Consider the following 12402-nt stretch of genomic DNA (forward strand, 5'->3'; position numbering starts at 1 on the left):
GTTGCCGTCTTTTGTCGCCTGTTGCCGTGGTGCCGTCGCGTGTTCCGTGGAGCCGCCGGTGCGGCGCGGTCCGCGCGAAGCATAGGCGCGGGGTCGGGGCGGAATGCGGGGCGGGGCACCGGCGTTGGAACAGCTCGCGCCACCGTGGGATCGCCGAACGGACCCACGACGCCGTGGGATCGACGAACGATCCCGCGCCACCTGCAACGCCCCCGCCCGTCCCGAGCCCCGGAGGCCCGCCCGTGACCGCCACCCCGATGCCGTTCGACCCGCGCACGCTCCTCGCGGAGAGCCGCCTCGGCGTCCTCGCCACGATCAAGGCGGACGGCCGCCCGCAGCTCTCGCCCGTCCTGCCCTATTACGACCGGGAGGCCGGGCTCCTGTACGTGTCGATGACCGAGGGCCGGGCCAAGACGGCGAACCTGCGCCGCGACCCGCGGGCCACGCTGGAGGTCACCAGCGCGGACGGCGGGTCGTGGGCGACGGCCGAGGGCACCGCGACCCTCACGGGGCCGGGCACCGACCCGGACGGCCCCGAGGTGGCGGAACTGGTGCGCTACTACCGCACGGCGGCGGGTGAGCACCCGGACTGGGACGAGTACCGCGCGGTGATGGTGGCCGACCGCCGGGTGTTGATGACGATGACGGTGGACCACGTGTACGGCCAGCGGATCACGCGGGACTGACACCCCGCCCGTCGGCGCCCGGCCCGTCGCCGCCCGGCCCGGCTCCGTCCCGCTCGGTGACGTCCATGAGGATGTCGTCGGCCGCCCAGAGCACGAACCGCTCGACGGGCGTCACCTCGTGCCCGGGGACGGGCCGGAAGCGGAAGCGCTTGAGCAGGACGGCGAGGACGAGCAGCGCCTCGACGGTGGCGAGCCGGGCGCCCTCGCAGGCGCGCGGCCCGAAGCCGAAGGGGATGTGCGCGAGGCGCGGCCGCTTCGCCACGGCGTCCGGCGCGAACCGCCCGGGGTCGAACCTCTCGGGCTCCGGCCAGTGTCCGGGGTTCATGTGGACGGCCCAGAACGGCAGGAAGAGCGGGGTCCCGGCCGGGATCTCGTACGGTCCGAGCGTCACCGCCTCCGTGGTCTCACGCGCGCCGTACGGACCCGGCGGACAGATCCGCATCGACTCCTTCAGGACCTGGTCCAGGTACGTGAGGTGGCGCAGGTCGGCGTAGTCGGGCGCGGCGCGCCCGCCGAGGACGCGGTCCAGCTCCTCGGTGACGCGATCGGCGACGTCGGGGTGCTCTCCGAGCAGGTGCAGCGCCCAGGAGACGGCGACTCCGGTCGTGTGGTGGGCGGCGAGCATCGTCACCATGACGGTGTCCCGGATCCGGGCGGGCGTCTCGCCTGCCTCGACGAGGGCGCCGATCAGGTCGCTCCGGTCGGTCCGCCCCGAGGCCCGGTGGGCGGAGACGACGCGGTCGACGGTGGCGCGCAGGTACGCGAGGGCCTCCGCGGCCCGCGGGGTGGCGTTCCCGCCCTGCCCCAGGTACTCGGTGAGCACGGTCTCGAAGGAGGACACGACGGCCTCGGCGTCCACCGGAACACCCTCGCCGTCACCGCCGTCACCGCCGTCACCGCTGTCGCCCGCGCCGTCCCCCAGGGCGTACGCGCAGATCATCCGCAGGGACAGCGAGGTCAGATCCTTCTGCAACGCGACGGGTGCGCGCCCGCTCTGCCGGCCCCACCGATCGGCGAGCTCCCCGACGAGCGCGACGAATCGCGCGAAGTGCCGTTCGTGGGAGGGCCGTCCGGCGAACACCTCCAGCAACAGGCGGCGCCAGGGCTCGTGTTCGTCGCCGGGCAGGACCTGGAGGTTCCCGGCCTCGCACAACGGCGAGAGGAACGCGAACAACTCCGCGGGCCGCTCGTCGACATGGACGATGTCCTCAAGGAGTACGGGATCGGCCACGGAGACGGCCGTCCCCGCCCCCGGCAGCTGGAACCGCACGACGGGCCCGAACCGCTCGTGCAGCCACCGCTGATAGAGGTGCAGCCCCCCGGCCTCGGAGATGGCCCCCACCCCGCCGTCCTCCCGAGGCTCGGGCCCAGGAATCCGCATGTCGCACCCTCCTCACGGCCGAAGCCTCACCCGGACCCCGCCACCCCCAGCGTCTCGCGCGTCCCCGCCCCTCGCCCACCGCTTTCGGCCAGTAAACTGCGCGCGCCCGACGGCGGATCGAAGGACGAGGGAGAACGGTGGCGCACGGGGGATACCAGGGCTGGGGCCCGCAGGGGAACGTTCCGCCGCACGGCGGGGACCCGCATCCGTACGCACCGCCGCCGCAGGGCGGCGGGCCGCATCCCCCCGTACCGCCGCAGGGCGGCGGGCCGCATCCGTACGGTCCGCCGCCACCGCGGCCGTACCCGTATCCGATGCCGCCGCAGCCCGTGCGACGGACCCGGTCCGGCTGCGCGTTCTGGTTCGTCTCGCCGCTCGTCCCGGTGATCCGGTCCGCCCGCCGCCGCGCGGAGGCGATCTTCAACCAGCCGGGCGAGGGCCGCGTCGTCGACCCGGTCGTGTCCCGGGTGCAGCTGTGGCGCGCGGTCATCGGCGCGGTCGCCAGTTTCTCCCTCGTCTATGCCTACGGCGCGGACGACGGCTGGAGCGGCGTCGCCAACGACGGTGTCGTGAAGATGATCCTCGCCCCGCTGCTGCTCATCCTGACCGGGCCCCTGGCCGTCCTCGGCTTCATCCGGTACGCCCCCGCCGAGCAGCGCCCCCTGCTCCGCTCCCGGCTGCGCGCCCCGCTCAAGGCGGTGGGCTGGTGGGTCGGCATCCTGGCCGGCGTCGTCCTCGCCCTGGTCGGCAGCGCCCTGCTCCTGAAGCAGAACTACGGCACGCTCCTGAACGGCCTCGTGGCGCTGGCGCTGCTCATCGGCCTGATCTGGCTGCTGCCCTTCCTCCTCTTCTCCTCGGCCTACGCCGCCCGTTACGCCTTCAACACCTCGAACGTGCACGCCGCGCTCCCGGCCTTCCTGACCGTCGTACTCGTCTGGGAGCTGATGCTCTGCAGCGTGGCGCTGGACGGCGGACTGCCGCACGGCCCGCCGCTCGCGCAGTGGTCCGCGGTCCTCGGCGGCCCGGTGACCGTGACGGCGGTTGCCCTGTGGGAACTGCGCCGCATGCGCACCCGGCACGGCGTCCGCATCCGCCACTGATCCCTCACGTCGCCGCGCCGCCCAGGCACGACCGACGGTGGACGACGTCGTGCGCCACGTCGAGGATCGGGCGGTCGTGCGTGAAGGCGTAGGCGCGCAGCCGGACCAGGGCCTGGTCGATGGGGATGCCGAGCCGGACGGTGAGGAAGCCGGCCGCCTGGTGGACCAGGGCGCGGTGCAGGGGCGGCGGGCCGTCGCCGGCCATGTCGTCGGCGCCTTCGGGGGTGAGGAGGATGAGGGTGGCGACGTCGGCGAGCGCGAGGGCGTCGGCCATCCCTTCCGGAGTGGGCCGCGCGGCCGTGGCGCGGTGACCGGTGAGGGCGCCGAGCCGGATGGTGCCCAGTTGCAGCGGCAGGGAGTGCACGGCGCGGATCGGCAGGCCGCGCACGGCGGGTACCAGGGCGGGCCACCGGGCCTTGGGCAGGGCGCGCAGGTCGGGCACGACGACGGTCTCGCCGGTGTCGGTGGCGTCGTGGGTGGGGCCTTCGCCGAGGGTGTACTGGAGGTCCTCGAAGGCGAGGCCGACCGCGTCGGCGGGGTCGTGCCAGACCAGTTCGAGTCCGGACCCGCTGAGCAGGGAGATGGCGAGTCCGTCGAGCCCGAGTGCCGACGCGCACGCGGTCGGCGACAGGGCCGTGAGGCCCCGCCCGGCCGTGGTGGCCTCGGCGAGGAGCCTGGGAAGGTCGGGGACGGCTGCGGGCACTGCGGGGCCTCCTTGGCAGAGGAGAGCGGTGCGCGCGGTACCGCGACCCGCGGCGGGCGCCGGGTGTCATGGGCGGCGCGAGGCGCCCGGGGGCGCGGCGATCGACGCGGCGTCCGTGGTGCCCTGGACGACCTGGGCGCACAGCAGGCTCAGCGAACTCCGATGGGACCGCGCATGGGCACGGAGCAGGGCGAACGCCGCGTCGGGCGCGATGCGCAGGCGGGCGACGAGGACTCCCTTGGCCTGTTCGATCACGATCCGGCTGTTGAGCGCCGTCTGCAACTGGGCGACGCGTTCGGCCCGGTCGCGGGCGAGACGCTGGTGCAGGATGCCGATCGTCGCGGCGTCGGCCAGGGCCTGGGCCAGGCGCAGGTCGGCGGAGCGCAGCGCGTGGGGGCGGACGTGGAAGAGGTTCAGGGCGCCGATGGTCTCCTCGCGCAGCCGCAGGGGCAGCGCGGCGACCGCGGCGAACCGGGCGGTGCGGGCCGCCTCGGTGAAGTGCGGCCAGCGCCCGGCGGCCGCGGGCCGGGTCAGGTCCACGGGGCCGACGCTCTCGTGCCGCGTGCAGCACTCCCGGGACGGGCCCTCGTCGAACTGCAGCTGTACTTCCTCCAGTCGCTGGGCGGAGTGGGTGGAGGCGGTGACGTCCACCAGCTGCCCCCGCGCGTCGACCATGACGACCCCGGCCGCCGCCACGTCCAGCAGACCGACGACGTGATCGGTCATGACGTGCAGGAAGTCGACCAGGTGGAAGCCGTCCACCATGGTGTCGGCCAGCTCCAGGAAGGCCCGTGTCAGCCGCTCGTCCCGCTCTGGCTGTGACATGGCGATCACCTCTGCTCGGCAAGCGGTCGGCGGGGACGGTGCGATGTCCGGGCGGGGCGTTCCGCACCGTGGGCCGGGGCCGCGTGGCGGGTCCCGCACACGGGTACGGGGGGGAGCGGCCATCGGCCCCGTACCGAAACGCTAGGGGGAGCGCGCGGCCCGTGACAGGACCCAAGTGAGCTGATGGAACGGCCCGAATGGGCTGTCTCGGGGCGTGCGCGTCACACGGCCCGCGCTCATCCGCCGATCAGCTCAGCGCTCCCGCGGCAGGCCGGGCCGGTCCGCTCACCGCTCCCGCAGCAGACCGGACCGGGCGGCGATGACGACCGCCTCCAGCTGACTGTGCGCGCCGAGCTTCGCCATGACGCGCTTCACGTGACCGCGTGCGGTGTGCGGGCTCACCACGAGCCGCTCGGCTATGGCCCGCGGGCCGAGCCCTTGGCCCATCAGCTGGAGGACCTCCCGCTCCCGGGCGGTGAGCCCGGCCCGGTCGTCGTAGCGCGGGCCCGGCGGCGAGCCGTCCAGCAGCGGGCCGAGCGCCGAGACGACCAGGTCCAGGGTGGACTGCTCGATGTACATCGGCCCCTCGGCCGGGGCCCGGATGGCCGCGAGGACGGCGGGGAACGCGCTGTCCTTGGCGATGAATCCGGCGGCTCCCGCCGAGGCGGCGGCCACCAGCTGGCGGGGCCGGGCGTCCGCGGTGAGCAGGAGGACCCGGGTGCGCGGATGGTCGGCCCTGATCCTGCGGGTCCCCTCGATGCCGTCGGCGCCGGGCAGGTGAACGTCCATCAGCACCACGTCGGGGCCGAGTTCGGCGACGAGCGGAACGGCCTCCTCGACCGTGCCCACCGCCCCCACGCACACGAGGTCGGGCTGGGCTCCGATCGCGATCTCCAGCGCGCCAGCCATCGCCCGCTGGTCTTCGACGACAAGGACTCGGATCATGGGAAATCCCCGGGGACGGCCCCGTGCTCGGCCTGTCCTCCGATCGTAGCGACGCGGGGCCCCGGCGTATCCCGTATCGACGAGGGGACCGGCGAGGGGACCCGTGTACCGGCGTACCGGCGTACCGGCGTACAGGTGTACTTGGCGTACCGGCGTACCGGCGTACCGGCGTACCGGCGTACCGGCGTACCGGCGTACCGGCGTACCGGCGTACTTGGCGTACCGGCGTATCCGGAAACGGCTCTGGCCGGTGCCATGAACGCTCCGTAGCGTGAAGGGGAGCAGCCATACTGCGGAGGCCTCGCGATGCGCAGCGACGACGATCCGGAAACTTGTCATGGGTCCGCGCCCGTAGCGGCGTTGCCGGGGCCGCCCCGTACGGACCGGTACCGCCGATGAGCCGCGATCCGGGCAGGTACGCCTTCACGCTTTTCGTGGCCGGAGCGACGGAACGTTCCGACGCCGCGCGGTCGAACCTGCGAAAGCTGTGCGCGGCGCGGCTGGACGACGGCTACGAGCTCACCGTCATCGATGTCGTGGAGCAGCCCGAACAGGCGGAGGAGAACCGCATCCTGGCGACCCCCACGGTCATCAGGCTCTCTCCGCTGCCGCAGCGGCGCGTCATCGGGGACCTGTCCGACGAGCACCGCGCCGCTCTCGCGCTCGGTCTCCCTGACTCGGGCGAACTGCCCCAGAAGAGGCGGGGACGATGACTGGCACCGACGGGATCGAGCGGATCCCCACCGGCATCAACGGGTTCGACCAGATCGCGCTGGGCGGACTGCCCGCCGGGCGCTCGACACTGGTGGCCGGGACGACGGGCAGCGGCAAGACCCTGTTCGCCATCGAGTTCCTGGCGCGAGGGGTGCAGAACCAGCAGGATCCGGGGGTGTTCGTCACCTTCGAGGAGGACCCCGACGACATCCGGACCAACGTCGCCTCGCTGGGCTTTCCGATCATGGAGTGGGAGGCCGAAGGGAAGTGGGTGTTCGTCGACGCCTCGGCGGACATCGCCGTGGAGGCGTCGACGGTCGGCGCGTACGACCTGGGCGCCCTGGCGGCACGGATCGCCCACGCGACGCGCAGGATCGGCGCCCGGCGCGTCGCGCTCGACTCGCTCGGCGCGGTCTTCTCCAGCCTGGCCGACTCCGGCATCATCCGCCACGAACTGTTCCGGATCGTCTCGGCGCTCGACGTGCTCGGCGTGACCACCGTGGTCACCGCGGAGCGGCCCGAGGAGTACAACAGCGTCTCGCGCTTCGGCGTCGAGGAGTTCGTCCTGGACAACGTCATCATCCTGCGCAACGTCCTGCGGGCCGAGCGGCGCCGCAGGACCGTCGAGATCATCAAGTTCCGCGGCACCGGCCACCGCACCGGCGAGTGGCTGTTCACCATCGGCCCGCACGAGGGCATCGTGATCATGCCCCTCGCCTTCCTCCAGCCCCGCGAGCGCGCGTCGAGCGAGCGCGTCTCCAGCGGCAACGAGGGCCTGGACGCCATGTGCGGAGGCGGCTTCTTCCGGGACTCGATCGTGCTGCTCACCGGCCCCACCGGCACCGGCAAGACGCTCACGAGCCTGTTCTTCGCGGCCGCCGCCGTCGACGCCGGTGAGCGCTGTCTGCTCCAGACCTTCGACGAGACGCGCGAGCAGCTCGGGCGCAACGCCGCGAGCTGGGGGCTCGACCTGGAGGCGATGGAGGCCTCGGGCCTGCTGCATGTCGTGTCCGAATACCCCGAAGTGGCCTCGCCCGAGGACCACTTCCTGAGGATCAGGCGGGTCATCGAGGAGTTCCGCCCTTCCCGCGTGGCCATCGACACGCTCTCCGCGCTCGAACGGATCGTCAGCTCCCGCGCGCTGCTCGACTTCGTCATCGCCCTGGGTGCGGTGCTGCGGCACCACGAGATCACGACGCTGCTCACCTCGGCCCCCACCGGCCGGGTCACGCCGACCGTCAACCCGGCGATCGCGATGGAGGTCGCGAGCCTCACCGACGTGACCATCCTGCTGCGCTACGTGGAGGCCGAGGGCGAGGTCCAGCGCGGCATCACCGTGCTCCAGACCCGTGGCTCCGTCCACGACCACACCATCCGGCAGTTCGCGATCGACGGCACGGGCATGCACATCGGCGGGCCGATGCGCGGCCTCTCCAACGTCCTCGGCGCGACCTACACACCCGCCGGGGGGCTGGCACAGCCCCCCGCGCCGGCCGCGGAAGAGGAGCGGTCGGGCTCGTCGGAGGCGCAGAGTCCCGGCCCGGATGCCGATGGCTGACCGCGACCGGCCGGCGGGCGCGGCTCCGAGGGGTGAGCCGTCGGAGGCCGGGGCCGGGGCCGGGCGCACCTCGGGCGGCGGGCAGGGCCGGCCTCGGGACGTCGTGGCGCACGGCTACCCGGACTCCTCGGGCTACCCGGACTCCTCGGGCTCCCCGGGCTCCTCGGGCTCCCCGGGCTCCCCGGGCGAGGCGGTCGTGGCGGCGGCGCCCGACGGGATCGTCGTGGTCGACGACGACGGGATCATCAGGCTCTGCAACCCGGCCGCCGCCGCGCTGTTCGGCCGCCCGGCGGCGGAACTCCTCCAGCTCCCCTTCGGATTCCCGGTCGCGGCCAGGTGGGCGGCGGAGATCGACATCCTCCTGCCGTCGGGCCAGGGACGCGTGGCCGAGATGAGGGTCAGGACGACGCACGCGCTGGGCGAGCGCCTGCACATCGCGACGCTGCGGGACGTCACCGAACGGCGCCGGACCCAGGCCGCCCTGGAGGCCGCGCTGGCACGCCAGGACACCGTGATCGCGGTCACCGCGCACGAGCTGCGCAATCCGCTGGCCACCATCGGCGTGCTGGCGCACACCCTGCGGGACGCGGGCGCGCGGCTGACCGAGGCACGGCGGGCGGACATCGCGCACCGCATCGTCGACACCACCGAGCGGCTCCAGGCCCTCGTACGCAAGCACCTGACGGCGGTGAGGATCGACGCGCAGGCCTCGCACGCCGCCCCGCGGTCCGCCCCCGTACCCGTACCCGTCCTGGAGTTCATCCTCGAACTGCTCGGCGCGCTGGGGGAGGACACGCCCCAGGTGGACGTGGCGTGCCCGCCCGACCTGGTGGCGTCCGTGGACCGCGGCGACCTGTGGGAGATGCTGGCCAACTACCTGGAGAACGCCTTCACCCACGGTGCCCCACCCGTCGGCATACGCGTGGTCGCGGAGCCGGCCGGGCACCTCACCGTCCGCGTGCACGACGCGGGCCCCGGCGTCCCGCCCGACGCCGTACCGCGCCTCTTCCAGCGCTTCGGCCGCGCGCCCGGCGCGGCCCCGGCGCAGACCGGGCAGGGCACGGGCCTGGGCCTGTGGATCGTCCGCCACCTGGCCCGCGCGGCCACCGGCGACGCCTGGTACGTCCCTCCGCCCCACCCTGACGCGGGCTTCCACCTACGCCTGCCGACGGCGGCACCGGATGCCTCGGCGGGGGGTGGGGGGCCGTGACGTGTCCGGCTCCCTCGCCCACGAACTGGGCTCCGAACTGGGCTCCGAACTGGGCTCCGAACTGGGCATCGAACTGGGTATCCCCTACCCCGGCCCCGGGGCGTTTGCGTACTTGCGTCCACCTCGTCGAGGGCTACGGTGCGAGCGTCTGCTCATCATGGAGGGGAGCGCCATGACTCGACGGCTGTGGAAAGTCGGCACGCTACGCCTCGGACGAAGCCACGGACACGTACGGTCAGTTCCTCGCGGAGGGCCGTGTCGACTGGGACCTCGATGACTCATGGTGCACTGAGCGCCGCGAGCAGACGGCCCTGGGCAAGCGCTTCGAGCGCGTACGCATCCTCGACGACCCGCCCACGGAAGGGCAGCTGTATCTCCTCGACAATGCCCGCAGGAACGCGGAAGCAGGTGAACGCATCCACGTCCTCACCCGCCGCGAGGCCGAAGAGCTCAGGCTCCCCGAAGCCGCCGAGCACGACGCCATCCCGTACGACCAGGCGTAGCAGGTACGTTCACCGTGTGAGCACCGACTACCAGCAAGGCCGGGCAGCCCTGGGCGCGCGCCTTCGCGAACTGCGTGCCGGGCTCTCCCAGCGGAGCCTTGCCGAACGGCTCGGCTGGCCCCAGTCCAAGGTCTCCAAACTCGAAGCCGGTCGTCAGACGCCGACGCCGGAGGACCTCGCGGCGTGGGCGACCGGGACGGGGCACCCTGCCGCCGCCGAGGAGCACACATCGAGGCTGCAGGGGATCGAATCCCACTCACGTTCCTGGCGGCGCCAACTGCGCGCCGGACACCGGCCCGTTCAAGACGCGCTCACTGTCGAGTACGAGCGCTCCACGGTGTTGCGCGCGTGGGAGGGCGCGATGGTCGTCGGGATGCTCCAGACACCCGACTACGCGCGCCATGTCTTTGCCCGGTACGCCGAACTCCACCGCTCGCCGAAGGATCTCGACGAGGCGGTCCGCGCCCGCATGAAACGTCAGGAGCTGCTCTACCGACCCGGGCGGACCTTCCACATCGTCATGTGGGAGGCAGCCCTGCATGCCGGTGTCGCACCCCGACATGTCCTCGTCGCCCAACTCGACCGACTCGTGGGCGCGATCGGCCTGGACACGGTGAAGCTCGGAATCGTCCCCTTGGGCGGGGAGGTTGCCCTGCCTCCGGCCAATGGCTTCTGGCTCTACGACGACCGGCTCGCCATCGTCGAGGACTGGCATGCCGAACTCTGGCTCGACGACTCCGACAGCACGAGCCTCTACCGCCGGGTGTGGAACACGTTGGCAGGTTCCGCGGTCTACGGTTCACACGCACACCGCGTGCTGGCCCGCGCGCGAGCGCATCTGGAAGCGCCCTGAGCATCCCGGCGAATCACCGGAGCGGCGCCGAGAATATTCGAGAATCATCCCCGCCTCTGATTCTCCGAGGCTCCTAACGTCCTGGTCATGCCCGCAACCAAGCCCGTGCCGCCCGAGCGAGGCGCGTGGAACACCCCCCGGCTCCCGGCCGCCGACGCGCTGTCCGACGCCCAAGTCCGGGGCCGGGACTGCGTGTTCTGCGGCATCACCCTCCGCGCCGGAGCCGCCGTCGACCTCGGCGCCCAGCACGTCAAGCGCCTCGACGCCCGCGTGAACTGGTTCCCCCGCGCCTGCCGCCCCTGCGCCGACGGCGCGTACGTCACCGCGCTGCTCGACGCCGCGTTCTCCGCGTGCCGCGCCCTGCCGCCGCCCGACGAGCTGATGGACCTCCACGTCCGCCTCCAGTACGAGATCCACCGGCGCCTGCCCGCCGCGCGGGCCGCCGCCGCGCACGCGGGCGAGAGAACCCTGACGTGGCACAGCCACCGGCGCGTCATCGACGCCGTCACCGACGCCCTGGCCGATGGCCCTGGCGACCGCCCCAGCCCCCTGGCACTGGCCCTGCGCGCGGCCGAGCTGGGCCGACGGCTGCGCGACCTCACCGCGTATCCGCCGTGCGAGGACCCATCGTCCCGAAGCTGCGCGGGCTCAGCCCTCGACCTCCTCAAGTCGAGCGATCTGAAGGTGCTGGACGCGGCGAACTGGGTGGTGTCCCGCTACGCGGATTCACCCACCGAGACCCGGCAGGCCCCCGTCGACGCGTACACGCTGCCCCTGGTCACCTACCGGGCGCTGCTCGCCGCGGATGTCTCCACCGTGCTCGAGTTGACCGGCCTGCCCGACGAGGCGCCGGCGCCCACCGCCACGGTCACCGTCGAGGGCTACAGCGAGACCATCACCCGCAACCGGCACCTGCTGAATTTCCACACCGCACGGGCGCAGACCGACACCGTGTGGGTCCTCGACGACCCCACCTACTCGGTGCTCGGCTCCACCACCCGCCTCGCCTACTAGCCAGGCGGTATGCACGCGCGCCTTCGCTGGGGCTCTCGACGTGTGTCAAGCAACTAACCTGCTCCACAAATGGAGTTGAAATCCTGTCAAACCCCCCTATGCCTTCCTTGGTCTAGATGCCCCATTTGCCGATGTTATGGTCTAGACCGCATCCGCTTGGCGCTGACCTCGCCATGCCGGTTTCTAGCCAATGAATTGTTCCTAGGGGGGAACTACCTTGCGCATACGCAAGAACCTGACCATTGCGGCCGCTTCTCTCGCAGTGCTCGGCACTCTCGCCACTTCGGCGGAAGCCGCTCCCGCGTCGCCTGAGGTGACCGAACTGCAGAAGCAGATCGACGAGCAGATTCGCGATTATGGTGGCATCCAGGTCAGTGACAACGCCGTGTCATACGAGAATGGCAGCGTGGTCATGGTCTTTCCCGACCCGGGAGAAGAGACGGCCCCTGATGGCCTCGGCGATGGCATTAGGACAGCCAAGGCGAAGCGCGACGACCTCCTGAAGAATGCGCAGGCTCCGGCCGCGCAGGGTGCCAACGTGGAGGGTTGCCCGCAGGGCTGGACCGAAGCAGGCCGCTGGTACTGCTTCTACGAGCACAAGAACTTCAAGGGGCGCAGGCTCCAGTTCAACGAGACCGAGCGACAGTACGCCTCGAACTACGGGTTCAATGACAAGACTTCTTCGTGGGTAAACACCAACAAGAAGGGTTCAAATACCTGGTACACGTGGAACCATGTCGACAAGAATTGGCGCGTGAGCGGCTTCCTGTGGGAAATGTACGCCGGTAGCAAGTCGTCCTACGTCGGGAACGCAGCGAACGACAAGATGAGCGCCTGGTGCATGCCGGGTAAGTGCATTTAAGCCCATGGGTCATAAAAGCGAGGACTCCTCAAAGCGGGGAAGCCGTAT

General features: G+C 72.0%; 12 protein-coding genes and 1 pseudogene. 9 read left to right on the top strand and 4 right to left on the bottom strand.

Annotation, left to right across the window (positions count from 1 at the left end; translation table 11 throughout):
- Positions 1-242 precede the first annotated feature (242 nt).
- Complete coding sequence (locus AB0L89_RS19165; protein ID WP_365142233.1) at positions 243-686, top strand: PPOX class F420-dependent oxidoreductase; 444 nt, start codon at positions 243-245, stop codon at positions 684-686.
- On the opposite strand, the gene AB0L89_RS19170 is transcribed toward AB0L89_RS19165, so the two are convergent.
- On the bottom strand, positions 673-2067 hold the full coding sequence (locus AB0L89_RS19170) for a cytochrome P450 (RefSeq protein WP_365142235.1): 1395 nt from the start codon (positions 2065-2067) through the stop codon (positions 673-675). The two genes, AB0L89_RS19165 and AB0L89_RS19170, sit on opposite strands and share 14 nt — an antisense overlap.
- A 314-nt stretch (positions 2068-2381) precedes the next feature.
- Here AB0L89_RS19170 and AB0L89_RS19175 point away from each other — a divergent pair, with 314 nt between their 5' ends.
- Positions 2382-3167 (top strand): hypothetical protein, encoded by a 786-nt coding sequence (locus tag AB0L89_RS19175; protein ID WP_365142237.1) that lies wholly within the window; start codon positions 2382-2384, stop codon positions 3165-3167.
- A gap of 4 nt (positions 3168-3171) precedes the next feature.
- Here AB0L89_RS19175 and AB0L89_RS19180 read toward each other — a convergent pair whose 3' ends face one another.
- The 3 genes from AB0L89_RS19180 to AB0L89_RS19190 form a co-directional block, all read right to left on the bottom strand.
- On the bottom strand, positions 3172-3870 hold the full coding sequence (locus tag AB0L89_RS19180; RefSeq protein ID WP_365142239.1) for an ANTAR domain-containing protein: 699 nt from the start codon (positions 3868-3870) through the stop codon (positions 3172-3174).
- Between the two features lie 66 nt (positions 3871-3936).
- Positions 3937-4695: a GAF and ANTAR domain-containing protein gene (locus AB0L89_RS19185; RefSeq protein WP_365142241.1), complete on the bottom strand. Its 759-nt coding sequence runs from the start codon at positions 4693-4695 to the stop codon at positions 3937-3939.
- A 285-nt stretch (positions 4696-4980) separates the two neighbouring features.
- Complete coding sequence (locus AB0L89_RS19190) at positions 4981-5640, bottom strand: response regulator transcription factor (protein ID WP_365142243.1); 660 nt, start codon at positions 5638-5640, stop codon at positions 4981-4983.
- Between the two features lie 395 nt (positions 5641-6035).
- Here AB0L89_RS19190 and AB0L89_RS19195 point away from each other — a divergent pair, with 395 nt between their 5' ends.
- The 7 genes and pseudogenes from AB0L89_RS19195 to AB0L89_RS19225 all read left to right on the top strand — a co-directional run bounded on the left by AB0L89_RS19195 (position 6036) and on the right by AB0L89_RS19225 (position 12354).
- Positions 6036-6353, top strand: coding sequence for a circadian clock KaiB family protein (locus AB0L89_RS19195; RefSeq protein ID WP_365142245.1), 318 nt, complete (start codon positions 6036-6038; stop codon positions 6351-6353).
- Positions 6350-7912 (top strand): circadian clock protein KaiC, encoded by a 1563-nt coding sequence (kaiC, locus tag AB0L89_RS19200; RefSeq protein ID WP_365142247.1) that lies wholly within the window; start codon positions 6350-6352, stop codon positions 7910-7912. The genes AB0L89_RS19195 and kaiC overlap by 4 nt, the downstream gene beginning before the upstream one ends.
- Complete coding sequence (locus AB0L89_RS19205) at positions 7905-9122, top strand: HAMP domain-containing sensor histidine kinase (RefSeq protein WP_365142249.1); 1218 nt, start codon at positions 7905-7907, stop codon at positions 9120-9122. The genes kaiC and AB0L89_RS19205 overlap by 8 nt, the downstream gene beginning before the upstream one ends.
- A gap of 200 nt (positions 9123-9322) precedes the next feature.
- Positions 9323-9625: pseudogene (locus AB0L89_RS19210) on the top strand (DUF6879 family protein); the annotation flags it as partial.
- Positions 9626-9641: 16 nt separating this feature from the next.
- The gene (locus AB0L89_RS19215) at positions 9642-10478 is read left to right on the top strand and encodes a helix-turn-helix transcriptional regulator (RefSeq protein WP_365142251.1); all 837 of its coding nucleotides are present in this window, start codon (positions 9642-9644) and stop codon (positions 10476-10478) included.
- Between the two features lie 87 nt (positions 10479-10565).
- Complete coding sequence (locus AB0L89_RS19220) at positions 10566-11492, top strand: DUF6415 family natural product biosynthesis protein (protein ID WP_365142253.1); 927 nt, start codon at positions 10566-10568, stop codon at positions 11490-11492.
- Positions 11493-11709: 217 nt separating this feature from the next.
- Complete coding sequence (locus AB0L89_RS19225; RefSeq protein WP_365142255.1) at positions 11710-12354, top strand: peptidase inhibitor family I36 protein; 645 nt, start codon at positions 11710-11712, stop codon at positions 12352-12354.
- The last annotated feature ends 48 nt before the right edge of the window (positions 12355-12402 follow it).

Source organism: Streptomyces sp. NPDC052114 (genome assembly GCF_040680155.1).
Classification (GTDB): Bacteria; Actinomycetota; Actinomycetes; order Streptomycetales; family Streptomycetaceae; genus Streptomyces.